This window comes from Coleofasciculus sp. A1-SPW-01, assembly GCF_040217205.1.
GTDB lineage: Bacteria > Cyanobacteriota > Cyanobacteriia > Cyanobacteriales > Coleofasciculaceae > Coleofasciculus > Coleofasciculus chthonoplastes_A.
The window spans coordinates 1-21178 of the sequence record NZ_JAVJNP010000067.1; the positions used below are offsets into that span (position 1 = coordinate 1).

Here is a 21178-nt window from a genome sequence, read left to right on the forward strand (position 1 = left end):
TGTCATTTGTTTACCCCTCAGCTTCCCCTGCTCCCCCTGCTCCCCCTGCTCCCCCTGCTCCCCCTGCTCCCCCTGCTCCCCCTGCTCCCCCTGCTCCCCCTGCTCCCCCTGCTCCCCCTGCTCTCCTATCCCTTGCCATCATGTGCCAAAGGCGCGATCGCCCGCATCTCCTAATCCGGGTACGATAAATCCTTGCTGGCTTAATTCTTCGTCAATTGTGGCGGTGTAGATGGTTAAAGTGGGATAGTTAGCGCCCAATTTTTGTAAGGCGGGTGGAGCCGCAACCACGCTGATAATCCGGATAAATCCTGGATCAGCACCTCGCTGGGTCAGTTCTGCGATCGCGGACATCATTGTACCTCCCGTTGCTAGCATGGGTTCGGTAATTAAGATATGGGTACCTGGATCAAATTGTTGGGGCAATTTATTTAAATAACACTTTGCTTCTAACGTTCCTTCATCGCGCACCATGCCCAGATGGTAAATGGATGCCAAGGGCAATAAGGTTTGCGCCCCTTCTAATAAGGCTAATCCCGCCCGTAAAATCGGCACGACGACTAAAGGAGTCTCTGGATTCACCATTGTGGCTGGACAAGGGGCTAGGGGAGTCTGCACCATTAACTCTTCCGTCGGTAGCCAGTCTCGAATCGCTTCGTAGGTGAGCCAGCGCCCTAACTCCGTCATCGCACTTTTGAATAGGGGGGAGGGTGTCGCTGCATCACGGGCAACACCAAGCCAGTGCTTGATTAGGGGATGAGGGGGAACATAAACACGTAATTGGGGAGCCATAACAAATTAACGGGTAACGACGAAGCAATACCTAAACTGAATCATGATAATGCTTTTTTTTCCCGACTGCCGAGATGGTATCCGGGCTAAATGCTGTATTTGCCAGTTTATTGCTAATTGTTTGCATTAGTGTTGACATTAATTTTCAACAAGGATATAGTAGTCCTCAGTGTTCTCCTCTCATTAAGGATTGGTAGGTGGGACGGGCAAGCGGTAGCAGCCTGAACCACCCTCTTTTTTTTGGGCATGGGGATGTAGAGACGTGCCATGGCACGTCTGGGAGATGAGGGAGAAAAAATTAAATGAGAGCTTATCCGACCAGTATTGTGTAGCACGGTACGTCTGCCATGACACATCTGGAAGAGAGAATAGAGAAAAGTTAAACTCGAATTTGTAAAAGACCTCTCTCGTCTGATCATTCATGGCTATTGCTTCTCAATCTCCTTCGTCAACTAATCACGCTCCGAACGAAACCTCTGTATTTGATGTCATCGTCATTGGTTCTGGTATTGGCGGACTCGTGACGGCGACTCAGCTAGCTGCTAAGGGTGCTAAGGTGCTGGTACTGGAACGCTATTTGATTCCCGGTGGTAGTGCTGGCTACTTTGAACGCGAAGGGTATCGATTCGACGTTGGCGCGTCAATGATTTTTGGTTTTGGGACTGAAGGAACCACGAATCTATTGACTCAAGCCTTAGACGCAGTAAATGTTGGTGTGGAAACAATTCCCGATGACGTTCAGATTCACTATCATCTACCCGAAGGATTAGACCTGAAAGTTCATCGAGACTATGAGAACTTCTTACACGAATTGACGGAACGTTTCCCCCACGAACGGCGGGGAATTCGGCAATTTTACGATGAATGCTGGAAGGTATTTAATTGCCTCAACGCGATGGAATTGCTGTCTCTAGAAGAACCCCGCTATTTGATGCGGGTGTTTTTCCAGCATCCTTTAGCCTGTTTAGGATTGGTAAAATATTTGCCCCAGAATGCGGGAGATATTGCCCGTCGCTACATTCATGACCCTAAGTTACTCCAGTTTATTGATATGGAATGTTACTGTTGGTCAGTCGTACCTGCGGATAAGACACCGATGATTAATGCGGGAATGGTGTTTTCTGACCGCCATTATGGAGGAATTAATTATCCTAAAGGGGGTGTGGGTGAAATTGCCCAGAAATTAGTTGAGGGATTGGAGAAAGCTGGGGGACAGATTCGCTATTCCGCCAGAGTCAGCGAAATTTTAACCGAACAGGGTAAAGCCGTAGGTGTGCGGTTAGCCACGGGGGAAGAGTATCGGGCAAAGCGGGTAGTGTCTAATGCAACGCGCTGGGATACCTTTGAGAAATTACTGCCCCCAGAACAGATGCCTGACAGTGAGGAAAAGTGGCAACAACGATATCAGAAATCACCGAGTTTTTTGAGTTTGCATTTAGGGGTTGAAGAAAATGTTTTTCCGCCCGGAACAGAATGTCACCATATTTTATTGGAAGAATGGGACAAGATGGAAGAGGCTGAGGGGACGATTTTTGTGTCGATTCCCACATTACTTGACCCGGACTTAGCCCCGGAAGGCTATCATATCATGCATACCTTTACGCCCAGTTGGATGGAGAATTGGCAGGGATTATCGGCGAAGGAGTATGAGGATAAAAAGGAAGAAGCGGCTGGGCGAATTATTGAACGATTAGAGGCTATTTTTCCGGGATTAGATGCGGGATTGGATTATATGGAAGTCGGAACCGCCCGCAGTCATCGACGGTTTTTGGGACGTGAGGATGGCACCTATGGACCCATTCCGCGCCGCAAGTTAAGGGGGTTATTGGGAATGCCGTTTAATCGGACAGCGATTCCGGGATTATATTGTGTGGGGGATAGTACATTTCCGGGACAAGGGTTGAATGCGGTGGCGTTTTCTGGGTTTGCTTGCGCCCATCGGGTGGCGGTAGATTTGGGATTGTAAGCTCAGATTTTGCCCCATTTTCCACCATAAAGTTGTAGTGCCGTGACCCAGCTAATTTGGTGCAATAGATTGGGTTCGTAGTGAGGGCTTTAGCCCTCTCCAGCTATGCGTTAAAGCACTAAAGTGCTTACTACAAACAAAGCCCTATTTTAAGTGGGTCACGGCAGGGAATGGGTAGCGAGCAAGATGCAAAGCCTGCGGCATGGCTTCGCTTAACGCACTACAAGGATTTCGCCATTATTGATACTAAGGTTTAAATGCCTAACATTGATTCAAAATCAGCCTTTTTTGTAAAAATTTGATGTGTACATCACTTGCCTTTATACAAGTTAATTCACCCTATTTTAAGCTAAGGCGATCGCCCCTTCAGGATGCAGTCTGGGAACCCTAGGGGTGCGCTCGATTGACGATTTGGTGGTAATCCTCGATCAACCACGGTAGGGGATGTTTGAGAGGGGTGACTGGCATCGGCGATCGCGCCTTGGGCTGCTAAGATTTAAGCAGGAGAGTTCAGTCAGGGAGAGTTCACCATGAGTTTAGTGATTTCCGATGATCTAGTCAAGGCGAGTGGCTTTTCTGAAAATGAGCTATTGTTGGAAATTGTGCTGATGTTATTTCAGCAAGATAAAATTAGTTTGGGAAAAGCGAGTGAGTTATTGGGATTGCATCGGATGCAGTTTCAACAACTCATTTCTGAGCGAGGTATTTGCGTTCATTATGATATTGATGAGTTCCAGGAAGACCTCAAAACTTTAGAGGAAACGGAGTGTTCATGATTTTTGTCAGCAACACTTCACCTATTTCCAATTTGGCGAAGGTCGGGCAACTCAGCCTAATGCCTCAGCTTTATGGCAGAATTTTAATTCTCTGTGCGGTGCATGAGGAATTATTGATTGAGGTAACCTATCAATGGTTAAAAGAACGAAGCCCTGACTATGCTGATAAGTGGTTCCGCAATTTGATAAATACAATGGCGACCCTACAACAACAGCCCTAGCGCTGTGCTTTAGCCATAGAAAATGATATTATTCCTCATCAAACCCTAATGTTGGGTTACATTTCATTTAAGCCAACCTACGAATTAGAGTCTGATCGCCCCTTTTTAATCAATTTATCTGCCACCCACCACGCACCCCATGAACAAAATAAACTCCCCACCAAGGCTATAATAAACGGATGGGGGGGTAGTAAAAAGCGATCGCGATTAGGAAGCTGCCAAGGTTCAGTAATTAACCCGGAAGTTGAAGCAACGATCGCACCCGCCGCAATCCCCACGCCAACCGCTTGGATTTGCCGTTCTAGGCTGCGATCGCGTTCCGCTTGGTCAATTTCCACTAGTCCCCGAATCGTATTAATTGCCGTATCTAACAACCGTTCCCCTTGCTGAAGATAAACCAAATCCACTTTAATTTGCCTCTGAAACATACCAAAAATGTGATTTGCATTATCCCGCCAACCCGTTAAATCACTTTGACTTTTTACCTCCATTCGCGTCAGAGTATTGAGATAATTTTGCCGATTAATCTCAATCGTATTCTGAAAATTCCCCAAGCTGCGAATTCGTTGGGAATACCCCAAAGACCAGTCTAATAGATTTTTGATTTCCCGTTTCAATAGCTTTAAATCTTTCTCTGACAAATCCGATGTCACATTCGTCGGAATGTTTGTAATGCATTTCTGAATCGTCTCTTCAATTTGTTGAATTTCATCCTGAGAGGCTCTATATTCCTTACGGCTATCCAGAAAAATTTGCCGATTTTTCTGGTAATATAAAAAAAGTTCTGGCAAATCATACTGAATATCATTCAGTTTATCTGTAGTTGCCTCGTCAAAAATCAATAAAATTAGAATTTGTCCATACCGATGCTGTCTAAAAATACTTTTATATTCATAAATATAGCCTCCTAGAAATTTCCCTGATTCGTAAAATGGCGGTGCTTCTTCCAGGGATTCAATCCCCAGAAACTGCTTTAATAGCTGATCAGCGGTAGATTTTAAATTCTCCGCCGTATCTGGACAATTTTGGGCAATAAAACCACTCAAAAAAACTGTACTGCCCCAAAAGGCTTTGCTGCGATTTGACTGAGTTTCATCTTGACTCCCTGGGGAAATTCCGGCGAAAAAGTCCTCTGGGGGCTTCAGTTTGGATAACTCTGAGAAAGAAATCTCGTCATCTCCTGACTTTTGCGGATGATAGAGCGTCAGAGAAAAACTATAAGTATTATTGAGAAACTGAGGATAAAGAAACCCCTTATATTTTTGGGGCAAAGCTATCCGGTAAATTCCTCTGCCTTCGGGATTGAAGATTAAATCAAAATTGGCTAATCCCGAACCGAGCATATCCTGGAAATCTTCCCGAAGTTTTAAATAGATTGGCTTGCTGTTTTGGTCTAAAATATTATAAGAGTTTAACAGATATTGATAGTAATTAGTAACGAATTCAATTTCCAGAGAGCGTTCTGTAAAATTTGTCAGACGGACGGTTTTTAAGTGATAATTGAATAAGCGGATATTTGGGGCATAAATAGAATTAATAGTGTGACTGCTCATTTGGATGACTGAGATTGTTGCTGGTGTTGGCTTTGGGCATCTTTGATGGCAGAGCGCAAAGCGGTATTGGTAATGGGTTGTTCTGACTCTGGAGGCGGAGGCGGAGTCTCGTTATCTCCCAGAGGGTCTTTTTTTATAGTTTGTAAAGCTACCTTGATAGTGTCATAATCATGGTCATCCAACCAATCTAAAATCGCATCCTCAATCTCTTCATAATCCTCATCTCCGAATTGAGCCAGCTTTTGGTCAAGTTCTGCCCAGGTTTCCTGAGTACAGTCGGCAAAGATTGAGGATTGCTGGTGCAACAGTTCTAAAAATTTGGCGATCCGTTTTTTGCTGATCATGATTGGTGATGTTGGGGTGATCTTCCTGTCCGATCTAATTGTCCACTGACGGTGAAAGGTGCCCAATAGCGAGCAGAAGTAAAGGGGGATTTTTTATTGAATAGTTTAAGCTGCTTTTCACAGGTTTTTAGTTGACTATCCTCTAATTTTAGCTCGTCCCGTAACCAGGTTAAAACACCATCACGGGAAATGGTGCGTAACCAGCCTTGGGCGGCTCGTAATGCCATCATGACTGAAGTGTAGCGAGGTAACTCCTGATATAAGCGAATCATCAGTAAGGTGGCAGAAAACTCCTCGGCTTCCCAGAGACTCCCCACCACCGTCCGGGTTCCGGCGAAAAAGAAGGCACTGGCTAACCCCACATAGTCATCGGTTGGGGGAGTTTCCACTAGCCCGGTTTTGCAGGCGGACAGGATTAACAGGCGACAGTTGGGGATATCCAGACTGGTGAAGATGTTCTGAAAGGTGAGTTTTTCCCGGTTAGCGAGGCGGAGGTAGGCGTTGAGGGGTTCGGCTTCGCTAAATTCGCCGTGACAGGAGAAGTGAACGTAGCGGCTTTGCTGTAAGAAGGCTCGGTTTTGCGGTTGTTCCAGGGCGGTTTTGGTGGCTTTGTCGTGGCTGAGAACCCGTTGGGGGTTGAACAGGCGGCGCAACACTTCTACCTCGAAATCTGCATAGGTGAGGTCTTGGGTCGGGTTTTGCAGGGCAAAGAAAGAGGTGGAGGGTTCTTCTAGGGGGGGACGTTGCTGGAGATTGTTGAGAATTTGACAACTGGGGGCATATTGGACTGGGAACCAGTCTTGCAGGGGTTTGGCTTCACTCCCAGAAGGCGAGGGGAGAGAGACGGGGAGCGCGTGGAGGGGGATGAGGTGCAGTTCCCGGTGGGGAATCAGGATGAGGTGTTGAATCTGGGATAATTCAGTCAGAAGGCGGGGGAGTTGCAGGGCGGCGCTGAGGGTTTCGAGGCGTTGGGGGAGTTGGTCATTCCAGGTGGGTTGTCCGTAGTCGCTGCGGTAGTCCTGTAGGGCTTGGTCGAGGTGTTCGCGGTCTTCGGCGCTGAAGTGGTGGGGGGTAATCTGGATTTGCTCGTCTCGGCGAGTGACGAGGAACAGGTAAAACCCGGAGTCGGCTTCGCTGGGGAGATACCACTCGATGAGGGCGGTTTGGGGCTGGAGGAGGCGGCGCAAGTCCGGGAGTTGGGCGGGGACTTGTTGGGTGAGAGTAAAGTTGGGGTCGTCGAGTTCGGTGAGCAGGTCTTGGAATTGCTGGTTAGCGGCTTCGAGTTGTTGGCGGATTAGGGTTTCGGGTGAAGGTTGGTTGGGGTGCTTCTCGGTGGCGGGGGTGAGGGTGTCGTTGGGGGTGAATGCAAGTTGTTGTTGGTAGATGGCGATTTGACGGCGCAGGTCGCTGATGCGTTGTTTTTGTTCGTCGGTGGCGTTTTTGGGGTAGAGGTGGGCGCTGTCGAGGAGTTCGATCAGGGTGCGGGATTTACTACGTTCGACGGTGAGCAAGGCTTGGGCGTAGTCTTGGTGGTTGATGCAGGCTTGCACCATTTTTTGATAGATATTGAGGGAGTTGGCGATGAGTTCCCGTTTGGTGGCTTCGGAGGTCGCCCAGTAGCGGCTTTGTTCGATCGCAAGGATGGCTTGGTTGTAGCCTTCGATCGCGATTTCCCAGTTTTGGAGGTTGTAGCCGAGGTCGCCGAGACCACGTCCGCTTTGGAGACAGTCTAGGGGGAAGGCGGAGGGGGTGCGGACTTCTAGGGCGGCTCGGTAGCAGGCGATCGCAAGTTCAAGATAATCACCCCGATTACCTTGAATCAGTTTACCGTAAGCATTACCCAAGTTATTTTTGGTCATTGCCCATTGTTCTGGAAATGAGTCCCGCACGAAAACTTTTAACGCTGCTTGGTAATATAAAATAGCGCTGGCAACATTTTCATCCTGATCCCCTATTAGGCGATCAGAGTAAGCATTTCCCAGATTATTATGTGTAGTAGCCCAGTCTTCAGGAAAGTCACAATAATTCCGAATTTTTAAAGCTTCTTTGTAAATGTTAATGGCCTGTTCAATATTTTGTGACCTTTCTCCTTTTATTCGCATAGAGAAAGCATTTCCCAAATTATTTGTAGTTATTGCCCACTCTTCAGGAAAACTTTCAAATGTGTAGATTATTAAAGCAGCCTGGTAACAAGCTATCGCTTTTTCAATATTATCTTCCGCCTCTCCAAGGAGACGACCCCAGTAAACAGTCCCCATATTATTTTGGGTTCTTGCCCAATCTTGAGGAAAGTTTTCTGGAGTATAAACTTTATTTAAAGCTGCTTGGTAACAGCCAATGGCTTTCTCCAAATTTTCGGATCTTTCCCCTCGAATGCGGTCAGCGTAAGCACTCCCTAAATTTGTTTGAGTCATTGCCCATTCTTCGGGGAACGTTTCTGGCTTATAAACCTCTAATGTATTTTCATAAAATTTTATCGCAGATTCTATATTTTGAGAGCGTTGATCCTTAATTCGCTCACGAAAAACAGTACCCAAGTTGTTTTGTGTGGTTGCCCATTCGTAGGGAAAGTTAGTATAACTATGAACTTCTAATGCGGCTTTGTAACAGGTGATCGCTTGCTCAAGATTCTCAGGTCTTTGACCCTCAATACGCTGATGATAAGCATTTCCTAAGTTGTTTTGCGTGGTTGCCCATTCATAGGGAAAATCAGTATAGCTATAAACTTCTAGTGCAGCTTTGTAGCAGGCAATTGCTTTCTCAATACTTTCTAGTCGCCTCCCTGAAATACGATTGCTATAAGCTGCCCCTAGATTATTTTGAGTGGTTGCCCATTGTTCGGGAAAAGTTTCTTTTTTACGAACTTGCAAGGCAGATTGATAACAAGTAATAGCCTGTTCTAAATTTTGCCAGCGCTCTCCTCGTATTCTGTTGCTATAAGCTGCCCCTAGATTGTTTTGAGTCATTGCCCAATCTTGGGGAAAATCTATAGGTGTATAAACTTGTAATGCAGATCGGTAACAAGCAATAGCTAACTCCAAATTTTGGGAACGATCTCCTCTTACTCTATCGCTATAGGCATTGCCCATATTATTCTGGAGCATTCCCCAATTTTCAGGAGAAGTTTCCATATGATAAATTGTCAAAGATTGTTGATATAAAGTAATCGCAATTTCTATGTTATTGGCTCTACAACCCAGAGGAAATTCATAAATATCTACCGCTAAACCATTTAATATTTTTGCCAGAGTCTGTTGTTTGTCAAACTCCTCCTGGTGAAGTGTATTACTCAGACACTTTTGAATAATGTATAAAAATGTCAAGTCAAGTTTGTCTTGATTCTGGACAAGAATTGCTTTGGTATCTCTATTATGTTCATATTTATTTTGCAACATCTCTATAAAAAAATTGAAATATTCCTCTAATGTTGCATTGTGTTGAATTTCGCCACCTTCACCCAAATCTAAAAGGGTTTGATTCTCGATCAACGTAATAGTTTTTTGCGCCAAATCCCGCACAAACTGAGCCTGATTCTCTTGTCCCTGTTCATGCAACTGCGCCGCCACTAACTCGCACGCCTGCACAAACCCCTCATCCAGCAACTCCAAATGACCGTTGAGGATATTCATTTCTTCCCCACTGGGACATTCGAGGAGTTCTTGAATCAGGGAGAGATAAGCCTGCACTCTTTGTTCATCCATCGCCACACACCGCGTAGGGGATACCACCCCGATTTTAGCCCACCCCCCAGAAACCGGGTTTCTTGGTTAAATTTTGTGAAGAAACAAAGAGACTGATAGAAACCCGGTTTCTTTTTCCCCCACAGACGCTAAAACATCAATTTCTTAATTCACCGGAGTCGTTTGGTCTTTTTGCAAAAGAAAATCAAGGTATTCTTCCAGTTGTTTTTGTCGGTGTTCTGACAGGTTGCGAAATTTACTTAAAATTGCTTTTTCTCTTAAATAGTCACTCAGGGGCATAATCTGTGATGCCGTCACTTCAATGGTAATTTGAGGAACATCAAACCCTTCTAAACTATACCCATCTTCTTGGGACTCTGGCATGGAATAATGTTCAACAATCGTGGCAATATCACCCCGTTTGAGGTGATATTGGGGCAAGTCTCCAGTGAGTGCAACTTGGGAAAATAGAGGATGTTGAGGTTTCATTGATGTTCTCCTTTGTCGGGGACTAGGGTTACAAATCGGGTTCCATTATTATTGGTCATCCATATTGTTAAGGTTTTTAGTTCAATGCCATTTTGACCTCGCAATGTTGCACGAATCCTATATTTTTGACCATAGGGGGTGGTTTCGATGGGTTCAGCAGGTTGAGTGAGGACTTGGGTTCTTAAATCTTGTTCGAGTTGTTGCCAATTCTCTAATGTATATCCTGCCTGTGCTAAGAATTTAGATTTATCATCTTTAGGCAGTTGGACGAGTAAATAGTGAGTGAGTTTTGATGGGTTAATAATGGAGTCTTTTGGTAAGAAAACCATATTTTATTCTCGTTGGGTTTGATTCTCATTCATCGGGAGAATTTGGGGTAGATTGGGAAGCATAGCTAAGATTTCAGTTTCCGTGGTTAGCATAATGCAACAGCTTCAGGATAGTATTCCCATTTTATCCCATCCCCGCGACTGAGAAACCCGATTTCTTGAACCCCACCCAATTCACTCTGCTTCCCCAAAATTATCTAAAATACTTTTAATTTGCTCCGTAGTAATATCCTCCTGCTCCGATTTACTATAAATCGTCAATAACAAAATACTGGTTTCTGATTCCAGTAAATAAATAATGCGATAGCCACCAGCATTATTGGTGGGTTACGGCGGATATCCCATTAAATGGTTATTTCCTCGATTTAATTCCGCCTAACCCACCCTACTGGCGGTGCCACTACAAGGATTTCTGCAAATTATTCAACAAGCGTCAGGTGAAGCCGATTATACCTATCGTTCTCTTGGCTACGCTTCCAGTTTTCAATTATTCACAATTATTCAACTAGAAATAAGCTGTTTGGCATTTAAACCTTAATATCAATAACGGCGAAAGCCTTGTAGTGCGTTAAGCGAAGCCATGCCGCAGGCTTTGCATCTTGCTCGCTACTAATACCCAATCTAAATGCATGACAGCTTAGGACATAATGCATGAATGACTCACAGGGAACACCAGGCTCTCTGGGAGTTATGGTGATAATGAAAATTTATTGAATTTGGTCAAAGGCTTGCTGGATAAGGCTTTGCCTGTTCCCTGTTAAGAGTTCCCTAAAAACTAGGGTTTCCACCACAAGTACCGAAGAGCCGTCATCCGTGTCAACTTAAGCCAAAGCGCAAAATCCCCCAGTCACCTAAGACAGGGGGAAATTTTTGCGAATTATTGCAGGTTCACCAGAACGCCGTCTTGCCTCAGCTTATGACCTGGAAAACCAGGTGGGTATCGTGGACACTCGTTTTAAGTTTCCGGGTTCATACCCGGTCTACTGCCACAAGGTCTCTCGATTCCCTTTTACATACAGACAAGATCAAAAAACACTATTGGCAGTCACCAACGTCCCAGTGGAACCTGTATCCCTATTCTAACGATTTATTTTCAGATGTCTACTGCTAAGTATCGCCACCTTCTGCAGGGGCGCATGGCGTGCGCCATGAAACAGTCTGCTGTTCATGCCTAATCATGGGCTGTCGCTCTAAGCTAAACTGATGAGTGTCATCGATCGCAAATTATGTATGATGTTCGGGGTTATGGTCAGATGGTGTATAGCGAACCCCATTCCTATCTTGTCAAACTGGGGTTATTCCACTGGAACAGTTGGCGCGAGAAGCATCCTGATGTTACTCCCATGCTGGAGGGTGCTAACCTAAATTTATTGGATTTGAGTGGGTTTAACCTGAGAGGAGCTAACATTCAAGGGGCGAACCTCTTTGGCACGGATTTGCTTGAAGCCGACTTGACCGATGCCAATCTGAGAAAAGCTGATTTTACAGGCGCAGATTTTAGAAATGCTCTTTTAAGCGGCGCTGATTTATCTGAAGCCCGATTGATTAGAACTCAAGCGTTAGGTACAAACTTTGAGAGAGCCATATTTACAGGAGTTTGCTTAGAAGATTGGAATATTGATAGTACAACCAACTTAACTGGAGTTATCTGCGACTATGTTTATCTTAAATCCAGATATTCTCCTGAGAGTAAACGATATGTACTGCAAGAACGCCGTCCTCATAGTGGTACATTTGAGCCGGGTGAGTTTACGAAGCTTTTCCAAAAAACGCGGGAAACCGTTGAGTTGATTTTCCGCAAGGGGATTGATTGGCAGGCTTTTTTGGTTGCTTTTCAAGAGTTGGAGAAGGAAAACGATAATGTTCCGGTTTCCATTCAAGCGATAGAAACGAAGCATCGAGGTACTGTAGTTATCCACCTCAACGTTCTGCCAGAGCAGGATAAGGCAAAGATTGAGCAATCGTTTAAGCAGCGCTATAAACAGGAACTTCAACGCATTGAGGCAGATTATCTAGAAGCGTTAGGTGTTAGAGTTCAGTCAGAGGATTTAATCACCAAATATCGCCAACGAAATGCTGATTTTAAGGCGATGATTCAGATTATGGCTCAAGCTCAAAGTGACTTTGTTTTAAAGGGGATTTCCCAATTAGAATGATTTGTCATTACCCGTACCACAGGGTTTCTATTGTTTGTGCGATCGCCTGGGGGTTCTTCCCTGAACTAGAATCCAGGAGAACGGTGACATGACCGAGTTTGCGCCCAGGGCGCGATTGTTTTTTCCCATACCAATGCACATAAGTTTGCGGCTGACTGGCGAGTTTTTGCCGTTTTTCAAGGTAATCATTTTGGGAATATTCGTAACCCAATAGATTAACCATGACGGCTCCATTACACTTAAGTGTTGGTTTTGTCAATGGTAATCCGGCAACTGCCCGTAAATGCATTTCAAACTGCGAAGTTTCACAAGCATCTAGACTAAAATGTCCAGAATTGTGGGTACGAGGGGAGACTTCGTTGACATATACCTGATTATTGGCGGTGAGAAAGAGTTCAATCCCAAACACGCCCACGGCTTGTAAACTATTGAGTAAGGTACGTGCGATCGCGTTAATCTCTTGTTGTGTCTCTGAGCTAATCGGTGCGGGAATAATCACCCGACGGCAGACTTGATTTTCCTGCTGGGTTTCGACAACCGGGTAAACCACTACCTCACCGCTTACAGAACAAGCCGCGATCACAGCTAATTCTCGTTCAAAGGGTATAAATTCCTCGACGAGTAGAGGTGTATCGGCAAGTTTTTGCCAGAGTTCCTGGAAACTCTCTCTATCCTTAAAAATAAACGTGCCTTGACCATCATAGCCGTGGCGTCGCGCTTTGAGAACCAAGGGAAATGTCAGTGTATCAGGGTTGAGGGGTGTCTCTAGTAAGTTAAAAGCAGGTTGGGGTAAGCCAATATCACGTAAATAGCAACGTTGGTGATATTTATCGAGTAGGGGGGCTAAGGCGTCTAGGCGGGGGCGAAAACAGACACCTTGGTTTGCCAAGGGAAACAACGCATCTAAATTAATAAATTCATTCTCAAATGTGATCACATCACAATGGGCAGCCAACTTTGCAGTCGCGGCGGCGTCATCAATCGGGGCAAAGATGGTATCGGAGGCAACACTAACGGCTGGATCAGTAGGCTGGGGTGTTTGAATCACCAAATCCAAACCCAATGATTTAGCCCCACCTCCCATCATCCAAGCCAGTTGTCCACCACCGATTACCCCTACTCGTTTCACAGTCTTAGCCATCAATAGGTTTGAGTCACTCGTTTGCCATGGTAGCGGATTTTGGTGTCAACGTTTTAGGACTTAGGCGCAGATCCTGCTTAGGGTTCTGAACTGTTGCTGCTTAAATTGTAGAAAATTGTAGATATATAGTAAAATCAAGTCGGCTTCTGGAGAGATGGTCGAGGGCGGCAAGCCATGAAATTGGTCGAAAGACACGTCATCAACCGAAATCATGCCAACTGGCGGGAGGCAGATGAATTGGCGTTTAAGTCAAAGAATCTGTATAACCGGGCTAACTATTTGTGCCGTCAACACTTCTTTGAGACGGGGAATCGGTATACGCTACCAACACTCTACCATTTAGTCAAAGACAGTGAGTCTTATCGGGCAATGCCGACCAAAGTCTCGAAACAAATCATTAAAAAGCTGGTGGAGACTTGGTTTTCTTATGTGGAGGCGAAGAAAGACTGGTCAAAGCACCCAGAAAAATACAAGAGTGAACCTCGCCTTCCTAGATACAAGGACAAAGTGAAAGGACGAAACATCGTCATTTACCATCACGAGTCCATATACAAGGCTGACCTAAAACAGGGACGCTGCCACTTATCAATGAGTAACATCAGCATCCCGACTAAGGTAGAGAATATTGCCGAGGCGAGGATTGTTCCCAGTTGTAACTGCTATATTTTGGAGATTGTCTATGAGGCATCCAAAGTTTCTTTAATTCAGTCAGAGTGGGTAGCAGGAATTGATTTAGGTATCGATAATCTGGTGGCTTTAACGTCAAACCAACCCGGTTTTAAGCCAATGTTGGTTAATGGAAGACCACTCAAGAGTCGAAACCAATACTACAACAAGCTCAAATCCCAACTCCAAAGCAACCTGAAAAGCGAAAGACGAACCAGCCAACGGATACAAGCTCTCACTTATCACCGCAATCGATTTGTGGAAAACTACCTACATAACACCAGCCGACTAATTGTTAACCGACTTAAACAGCAAGGTATTGGTACTCTGGTTATTGGTAAGAATGAGGGTTGGAAACAACAGGTGAATATGGGCAAACGCAACAACCAAAAGTTTGTCAATATCCCTCATGCTCTGCTAATCGATCAGATAACTTACAAGTGTGAACTGGCAGGTATTAAAGTAGTCATAATAGAGGAAAGTTACACGTCAAAAACGTCAGCTATCGATCTAGAACCTCCTTGCAAGCAGTCAAAATATGCTGGGAGACGTGTCAAGAGAGGATTATTTAAGTCAAGTAATGGACGTGTGATTAATGCGGACATCAATGGAAGTATCCAAATTATCCGCAAGTATCTTCCAGAGGCTTTCACCGCCGAGGGAGTAGTGAGCTGCGCCGTGCAGCCAATACGGGTCAACCCAGTGTGAAAGACTGAATCTATAAGTTTCTATAAGTTTAGTCTACACGGTAGCAGGGCTAATTCATTGAAGGAAAGCTGTATGTATGAATTCAACCAAGCCAAATTAGTAAATGATTAAGCCGCAAGTTATTAAGTGCTTTATTATAGTCAAACCCATCCCGACTATCCGAAAAACTGAAAACTCTAATCACCAACCATGAGCCAACCCACACCCGATCAACTGCAAATCTTCCTTGATATCGCCACAGAAGCCGCCATGGCAGCCGGGGCAATCTTGCAAACCTACTGGGGTAAACTAGATGCCGTAGAAGAGAAAGGGCGTCCAGGTGATTTAGTCACCGTTGCCGATAAAGAAGCAGAAGCCGTCATTTTAAAAGTCTTAAGGCGTCATGTCCCCCATCATGCTATTTTGGCAGAAGAATCGGGTCAAGGGGGAGATCAACAGAGTAAATATCGGTGGGCAATTGATCCCCTCGACGGCACCACCAATTATGCTCATCAATACCCCATTGCCTCTACATCAGTGGGATTACTCATTGACGAAATCCCGCAAGTGGGAGTGATCTATAATCCCTTTCGCCATGAACTCTTTCGCGCCGCTAAAGGATTAGGGGCAACTTGCAACCGCCGTCCCATTCACGTCTCTAACACATCTACTTTCAATCAAAGCTTACTGGTAACTGGCTTTGCCTATGACCGTCGCGAAACCCCAGATAATAACTATGCCGAGTTTTGTCACCTAACTCACCTCACCCAAGGCGTTCGCCGCAGTGGTTCAGCCTCACTGGATTTGGCAGATGTGGCTTGTGGACGCTTAGATGGTTATTGGGAACGGGGAATTTCGCCCTGGGATATTACGGCTGGTGTAGTATTAGTGCAAGAGGCAGGTGGCACAGTCACCGCTTATGATGGTAGCCCCCTTGTCCTAAAATCTGGACGAATTCTCGCCACCAATGGTCAAATTCATGACCAACTCAGCCAGGAACTGTTAAAAACACCACCCCTGTCCAGTTGGAATTGAGATCGTCATTCGTCATTTGTCATTTGTCATACTCAAGGGAGCGAGAAGCAAGCTACGTCATTTACTTCCCCATCTTCCCCATCTCCCCAAGCTTCCTTTGCTCCCTCAGCTCCCTCAGCTGCCCTTAACCGAACAGTCTTGAGATGCACCAGATCTTAGGAACTGTATTTTCTACAATAGCTATGAGGATGTCAAGGGGGTCTCTCATCTCTAAGACAGACTATAAAACTATTCTTTCGTCACAGCAATTGGACAGCACCCTATGGCTTTTGAAATTGAACGCGGACTCTTTAAGTATGATTTCACGGATTATCATGCCATTCTAGGCGTTCCCGTCGATGCGGATGAGAAGACAGTCCGGAAGCAGTATCTCAAAGTAACTCGCCGTCTCCACCCTGACAGCAGCAAATTCAAAACAGACGAGGAAAAACAGCAAGCCAATGAACTGCTAACCAAACTCGTCAATCCTGCCAAGGAACAACTGTTTCGCGGCAGTCGCGACTATAGAATCAGTTTAGGACACATGGGTAAGCGTCTAGCCGCAGAAGGAGGAAAAATTTCTATTTACAGTGACGTGGCTAAACAATTGGCAAAAGCTGGTGCAAATGCCGATGCTGTTTATCGAAATTCCTTGAAATCGCTAGCCTCTAAGCAATACGAATCTCTTGATCGAGTTGTGGACGTCACTGGCGAAATCAGTGAACTCAACTTAGTTTACTTGATGCTTAAAGGAAAAACATCCAAATCCGGCATCGGCAAAACCTCTCCAGGAACAGCCGTTTCCAAAACAGCCGGACCGGGTAAGGCGGTCAAGAAAACCCAAGCTGGCGCTGCTACCAGTGATGCCTCAACCAAGGGGGGTGGAACTCAAGAAGGCTCAAAAGTTGCTGCCTATATCAGCCGGGCTGACAGCTACATGCAGAAAAACAATTTTGCGGGTGCTGTTTTAGAATTACGAGAAGCTCTCAAATTAGAGCAAACCAATAGCAAATGTCATGGCTTATTAGGGTTAGCTTATTTAAAGCAAAATCAAGTGTCCATGGCTAAGGTTCACATTAATAAAGCCTTGCAATTAAATCCGCAGGAAGAAAACGCATTGAAAGGGAAACAATATATCGACAAATTAACCCAGAAATCGGGTTCAGGCAAAAAACCGAAAGAGCAATCGGGTGGCGGGGGTTTATTTGGAGGATTGTTTGGCGGCAAGAAAAAGTAAGGGAATCAGGGACAAAGGATCAACTGCTGCGTCCCCTTGTGGGCGCAGCTTGTAAGTAATGAGCATCACTTGCTCAGGGAAAATGTACCCTTGCTTCCCCAGCTCCCCCTCACCACAACACTTATTCAGCAGCCCCTAAGTATTCAACCGGACATGAGATAACTTGCAAAAAGGATCGTTGGCGGTAGATGATAGGAAAGGAATCCACCCTGTAGGTGGTTAGCAGATTCAATACCCCGCCCTACTCCCTGAGGACGAGGATTGCCGGACAAACGGCAACTAAGTATTGAATACCGCATAGAGTCTCAACCTGGTACAAACTCTTGGATACTTCCCTAGTCCAAGTTATCTTTAAGACTTTTTGTCGAGTCGCTCGCGATTGTTAGGACATCTTGGTTGAGATGGCGGGAAGGGACTACATTTCGACTTCGCTCAATGTAAACACTCACTCGTGAGGATTATCTCCATGTTACGAGTACCAGTTCTATCAAAATCAGGTAAACCCCTAATGCCTACTAAGCCTAGTCGTGCTAGGCGTTGGCTGAAAGAGGGTAAAGCCAAAATCATGCACAACGACTTAGAATGTTTTACCATTCAGCTAACCTTTGAGACAGGAGAAGACACCCAACCTATAGCCATAGGACAACGACAGATGCTTAAGTGGCTATCTGAGTTGGCGACCGTTACAACCCACCAAGGATGGCAAAGAGACGGCAACGGTACGACGCAACTTAGACAGTGGCTAGGGTTAGCCGAAGACAAGAAAAACAAAGCTAATGAATAATCTAGAGTTTTACGATTATAAGCCGCACCTAAGCAGCTTACGTGAGGAGATATTCAAGGGTTTGACTCAACCCCAAAAAGCGATCGCGCCCAAGTTCTTTTATGATAAACGTGGGTCAGAACTGTTTGATCAGATCTGTGAGGTGGAGGAATACTATCCCACCCGGACAGAAATTCATCTGTTAAAAACCTATTGCCGGGACATTGCCCAACTCGTGGGTCAAGATTGCTTGCTGATCGAGTATGGTAGTGGCAGTAGTGCCAAAGTCCGCCTTCTGTTGGATGCCTTGCCGCACCTAGCTGGATACATGCCCATCGATATCTCCCAAGAACACATGCTGCAAGCGTCAGCAGAACTAGCACAATCCTATCCTGACTTGGATGTGATCGCCGTTTGTGCGGATTATACCCAAGATTTTCAACTGCCACCCTACAGCAAAAAACCTGTTAATCACAAGCTAATTTTCTTTCCGGGTTCCACGATTGGCAATCTACATCCCCAGGAAGCCATCCATCTGCTGAAACAGTCGCGTCGTCTTTTGGATAAAGGCGATGGCATGTTAATTGGTGTCGATTTGAAAAAAGACCCAGCTATTTTAAATGCTGCCTATAATGATGCCCAGGGAGTTACGGCTGAATTTAATCTCAACCTGTTAGAGCGGATTAATCAGGAGTTAAACGCTAATTTTGATTTATCACACTTTCACCACTGGGCTTTTTATAATCCAGATAAAAGCCGCATTGAGATGCACTTAGTTAGTCTCAAGGAACAAACTGTTATCATCGATAAGACACCGTTTCACTTTCGTCAAGATGAAACAATTCACACCGAAAATTCATATAAATACAGCATTGAAGAGTTCCAGAATATGGCAAATTATGCTGGATTCGATACTCAACAGGTATGGACAGATGCTGATCATCTCTTCAGTCTCCACTACCTAACGATTAGCCATTAGAAATTTTAATTCCCGGTTTCCTAGAAGGGCAGGTTTAGTCAAATTATCGGTTTATGGCAAAATGTGAGCGGTAAAACCCGCCCCTACATCCCTGTTCCCTGTTCCCTGTTCCCTGTTCCCTGTTCCCTGTTCTCTGAAAAATGGCAAAAGCTGACAAAATAAACTTTTCTTGTCCGAGTGGTTTTCCCGAATTTCTCCCCGGCGAAAAACGTCTGGAGATGTATTTGATAGACACCATCCGCCAAGTTTTTGAGCGATATGGATTCACACCTATCGAAACTCCAGCAGTTGAGCGATTAGAAGTTCTGCAAGCCAAAGGAAATCAAGGGGATAATATTATTTACGGGTTGCAACCAATTTTGCCGCCCAATCGCCAAGCCGAAAAAGAACAGGCGGGAGAAAGTGGTTCAGAAGAGAGGGCATTAAAGTTTGATCAGACGGTTCCCTTAGCGGCTTATATTGCCCGTCACCTAAATGAACTTCAGTTTCCCTTTGCCCGTTATCAGATAGATGTGGTATTTCGGGGAGAACGGGCAAAAGCGGGACGCTATCGCCAATTTCGTCAATGTGATATTGATGTAGTGGGTCGTAATAAGCTGAGTTTGCTCTATGATGCCCAAATTCCGGCGATTATTGCTGAAATTTTTACGGCGATTAATATTGGAGACTTTTTGATTCGCATCAACAATCGTAAAGTTCTCAGTGGGTTCTTTGAATCAATTGGTTTAGATGAGAGCAAAATTATGCCCTCTATCCGGATTGTAGATGCAGCGGAGAAAATTGGCGAAACAAAGGTGAAAAAAGCGCTCTTGGCTGAAGGGTTATCCGATGAACAAGTCGAGCAAATTCTTACCTTCACCAAGATTCAGGGTTCGGTGGATGAGGTGTTGGCACAATTAAACGCCATGCTTGAGGATAAACCAGACGCTCAGGTATTGAAAACGGGCATTGCTGAACTAGAAACTGTGATTACCGGAGTGCGGAATTTGGGGGTGAGCGATCGCGTATTTTGCATTGACCTCTCAATTGCCCGTGGATTAGATTATTACACGGGAACAGTGTATGAAACAACACTGGTTGGTCACGAAGCCTTGGGCAGTATTTGTTCCGGGGGACGGTATGAAGAACTCGTGGGCATGTTTGTTGGGGATAAAATGCCAGGAGTAGGCATTTCCATCGGCTTAACTCGATTGATGAGTCGGTTGATTCAAGCCGGGATTCTGGAGTCTTTCTCCTCTACACCCGCCCAAGTGATGGTGGTGAATATGCAAAGTGACCTGATGCCTTTGTATTTAGAAGTATCTCAGAAATTGCGTCAGGCGGGAATTAGTACGATTACCAGTTTTGACGAGCGCTCTGTGGGCAAACAGTTACAGCAAGCTGATAAACGGGGAATTCCCTTGTGTGTCATTATTGGCTCTGAAGAAGCTGCTGCTCAAAAATGCGGTTTGAAAAACATGAGAACCGGAGAGCAAATTGCTGTCAATATAGAGCAGCTAGCTGATGAGGTGAGCAAGCAACTAGCCTAAGCATTCCTGTAGAGACGTTGCATGCAACGTCTCTACAAAAGGGGTAATTTTGTAGCATCAATTACAGACAAGAACACTGAACTACACTGCCACCAAAGCCTCTTGATAACGGTTATGGAGCAAACTGACATGAACCTGACTAAGAGCATACCAGGTTGGCTCACTGACCACTCCATCTTCCACTAAGCCATGACGTTTTTGGAACGATCGCACAGCGCGTTCTGTTTGTTCGCCAAAATCACCATCAATTGGCGCTGAATAATCCTGAGTCAGATGCAGCACCCACTGTACAGGAATTACCATATCATGTCTGCTCCCTCGATTGAGTACAGGCATATTAACTGGGGCACCCTGATAAAGGGCTTGCCATGTTAGGGAATCGACAATACCATCAGCTTTGAGGAACATACTTTGCTGAAATTCCATCACAGCATCATGGACCGAGCGATCAAAATACCCCCCCATGGGACCGGTGTAGGTGCCGCAATGAGCCAGAAGCTTTTGCAATTCTAAAACCTCAGCTCCCACCGAACCCAGTTGCAGTATAGGTTTGCGAACTGATGATTTAGCTGTGAGTCTAACCTTGGATGTTGTTTCTGGATTAAAAAGTGCTTGCATAATACAGAGCGTGACATTAAATTTAAGAGATTGTTGATGGCGGATAACTTATCCGGGCTAACCCAATCAGCCAAAAGAAAGGTCTTGTCAATCATCCGATTGGGTGAATTGGGTTCAAGGATGTAGTCTCTCTCAACTTAATCCTACAGTAGGTTCATCGGAAAGGAAATCACGCAAAAGCGATCGCGCCTGAGTGGGAAGGTTCAAGTACGCGATCGCTTAATTCAATTTAACGGATTTT

At 45.2% G+C, this 21178-nt stretch carries 18 protein-coding genes, 1 other RNA gene and 2 pseudogenes; 11 read left to right on the top strand and 10 right to left on the bottom strand.

Annotation, left to right across the window (positions count from 1 at the left end; translation table 11 throughout):
* Nucleotides 1–138 precede the first annotated feature (138 nt).
* The gene (gene upp / locus RH949_RS10835) at nucleotides 139–789 is read right to left on the bottom strand and encodes a uracil phosphoribosyltransferase (protein ID WP_446353029.1); all 651 of its coding nucleotides are present in this window, start codon (nucleotides 787–789) and stop codon (nucleotides 139–141) included.
* Nucleotides 790–1210: 421 nt separating this feature from the next.
* Here upp and crtH point away from each other — a divergent pair, with 421 nt between their 5' ends.
* The 3 genes from crtH to RH949_RS10850 all read left to right on the top strand — a co-directional run bounded on the left by crtH (nucleotide 1211) and on the right by RH949_RS10850 (nucleotide 3752).
* Nucleotides 1211–2755 (top strand): carotenoid isomerase, encoded by a 1545-nt coding sequence (gene crtH, locus RH949_RS10840; RefSeq protein ID WP_446353031.1) that lies wholly within the window; start codon nucleotides 1211–1213, stop codon nucleotides 2753–2755.
* A 530-nt stretch (nucleotides 2756–3285) separates the two neighbouring features.
* Nucleotides 3286–3531, top strand: a complete 246-nt coding sequence (locus RH949_RS10845; RefSeq protein ID WP_446353033.1) for a UPF0175 family protein — start codon at nucleotides 3286–3288, stop codon at nucleotides 3529–3531.
* On the top strand, nucleotides 3528–3752 hold the full coding sequence (locus RH949_RS10850; protein WP_446353035.1) for a hypothetical protein: 225 nt from the start codon (nucleotides 3528–3530) through the stop codon (nucleotides 3750–3752). Before RH949_RS10845 ends, RH949_RS10850 begins: the two co-directional genes overlap by 4 nt.
* Before the next feature lie 77 nt (nucleotides 3753–3829).
* Here the strand turns inward: RH949_RS10850 and RH949_RS10855 are convergent, their stop codons facing one another.
* The 6 genes and pseudogenes from RH949_RS10855 to RH949_RS10880 all read right to left on the bottom strand — a co-directional run.
* Entirely contained in the window at nucleotides 3830–5305 is a 1476-nt protein-coding gene (locus tag RH949_RS10855) for a hypothetical protein (protein ID WP_006100959.1), read from the bottom strand.
* Nucleotides 5302–5649, bottom strand: coding sequence for a hypothetical protein (locus RH949_RS10860; protein WP_006101001.1), 348 nt, complete (start codon nucleotides 5647–5649; stop codon nucleotides 5302–5304). The genes RH949_RS10855 and RH949_RS10860 overlap by 4 nt, the downstream gene beginning before the upstream one ends.
* Nucleotides 5646–9377 carry a CHAT domain-containing protein gene (locus RH949_RS10865; protein ID WP_446353038.1) on the bottom strand — a complete coding sequence of 1244 codons (3732 nt, stop codon included), beginning with the start codon at nucleotides 9375–9377 and terminating at the stop codon, nucleotides 5646–5648. The genes RH949_RS10860 and RH949_RS10865 overlap by 4 nt, the downstream gene beginning before the upstream one ends.
* Before the next feature lie 117 nt (nucleotides 9378–9494).
* Entirely contained in the window at nucleotides 9495–9818 is a 324-nt protein-coding gene (locus RH949_RS10870) for a DUF4926 domain-containing protein (RefSeq protein WP_446353040.1), read from the bottom strand.
* Nucleotides 9815–10147 (bottom strand): DUF6883 domain-containing protein, encoded by a 333-nt coding sequence (locus RH949_RS10875; protein WP_446345847.1) that lies wholly within the window; start codon nucleotides 10145–10147, stop codon nucleotides 9815–9817. The genes RH949_RS10870 and RH949_RS10875 overlap by 4 nt, the downstream gene beginning before the upstream one ends.
* 174 nt (nucleotides 10148–10321) lie before the next feature.
* Nucleotides 10322–10462, bottom strand: a pseudogene (locus tag RH949_RS10880) (type II toxin-antitoxin system RelE/ParE family toxin); the annotation flags it as partial.
* 79 nt (nucleotides 10463–10541) lie between these two features.
* On the opposite strand from RH949_RS10880, the gene RH949_RS10885 reads away from it, so the two are divergent.
* Nucleotides 10542–10685: a hypothetical protein gene (locus RH949_RS10885; protein ID WP_006100743.1), complete on the top strand. Its 144-nt coding sequence runs from the start codon at nucleotides 10542–10544 to the stop codon at nucleotides 10683–10685.
* Between the two features lie 346 nt (nucleotides 10686–11031).
* On the opposite strand, the gene ssrS is transcribed toward RH949_RS10885, so the two are convergent.
* A non-coding RNA gene (gene ssrS / locus RH949_RS10890) (6S RNA) lies at nucleotides 11032–11213 on the bottom strand.
* A gap of 160 nt (nucleotides 11214–11373) precedes the next feature.
* Here ssrS and RH949_RS10895 point away from each other — a divergent pair.
* Nucleotides 11374–12303 (top strand): pentapeptide repeat-containing protein, encoded by a 930-nt coding sequence (locus tag RH949_RS10895; protein WP_446353042.1) that lies wholly within the window; start codon nucleotides 11374–11376, stop codon nucleotides 12301–12303.
* A 7-nt stretch (nucleotides 12304–12310) separates the two neighbouring features.
* Here the strand turns inward: RH949_RS10895 and RH949_RS10900 are convergent, their stop codons facing one another.
* Nucleotides 12311–13444: a 5-(carboxyamino)imidazole ribonucleotide synthase gene (locus RH949_RS10900; protein ID WP_446353044.1), complete on the bottom strand. Its 1134-nt coding sequence runs from the start codon at nucleotides 13442–13444 to the stop codon at nucleotides 12311–12313.
* 174 nt (nucleotides 13445–13618) lie between these two features.
* On the opposite strand from RH949_RS10900, the gene RH949_RS10905 reads away from it, so the two are divergent.
* The 6 genes and pseudogenes from RH949_RS10905 to hisS all read left to right on the top strand — a co-directional run bounded on the left by RH949_RS10905 (nucleotide 13619) and on the right by hisS (nucleotide 20319).
* On the top strand, nucleotides 13619–14818 hold the full coding sequence (locus RH949_RS10905) for an RNA-guided endonuclease InsQ/TnpB family protein (RefSeq protein WP_446353046.1): 1200 nt from the start codon (nucleotides 13619–13621) through the stop codon (nucleotides 14816–14818).
* Between the two features lie 189 nt (nucleotides 14819–15007).
* Nucleotides 15008–15832, top strand: a complete 825-nt coding sequence (locus RH949_RS10910) for an inositol monophosphatase family protein (RefSeq protein WP_446353048.1) — start codon at nucleotides 15008–15010, stop codon at nucleotides 15830–15832.
* A gap of 262 nt (nucleotides 15833–16094) precedes the next feature.
* The gene (locus tag RH949_RS10915) at nucleotides 16095–17048 is read left to right on the top strand and encodes a J domain-containing protein (RefSeq protein ID WP_006100866.1); all 954 of its coding nucleotides are present in this window, start codon (nucleotides 16095–16097) and stop codon (nucleotides 17046–17048) included.
* A gap of 466 nt (nucleotides 17049–17514) precedes the next feature.
* Nucleotides 17515–17691 (top strand): annotated as a pseudogene (locus RH949_RS10920) (RRXRR domain-containing protein); the annotation flags it as partial.
* A 133-nt stretch (nucleotides 17692–17824) separates the two neighbouring features.
* A complete protein-coding gene (gene egtD / locus RH949_RS10925) occupies nucleotides 17825–18790 on the top strand; it encodes an L-histidine N(alpha)-methyltransferase (RefSeq protein ID WP_446353050.1) in 966 nt (321 codons plus the stop codon).
* Between the two features lie 140 nt (nucleotides 18791–18930).
* Nucleotides 18931–20319 carry a histidine--tRNA ligase gene (hisS, locus tag RH949_RS10930; protein ID WP_446353052.1) on the top strand — a complete coding sequence of 463 codons (1389 nt, stop codon included), beginning with the start codon at nucleotides 18931–18933 and terminating at the stop codon, nucleotides 20317–20319.
* Between the two features lie 81 nt (nucleotides 20320–20400).
* Here hisS and RH949_RS10935 read toward each other — a convergent pair whose 3' ends face one another.
* Complete coding sequence (locus RH949_RS10935) at nucleotides 20401–20937, bottom strand: peptidoglycan-binding domain-containing protein (protein ID WP_006100860.1); 537 nt, start codon at nucleotides 20935–20937, stop codon at nucleotides 20401–20403.
* Nucleotides 20938–21178: the final 241 nt, after the last annotated feature.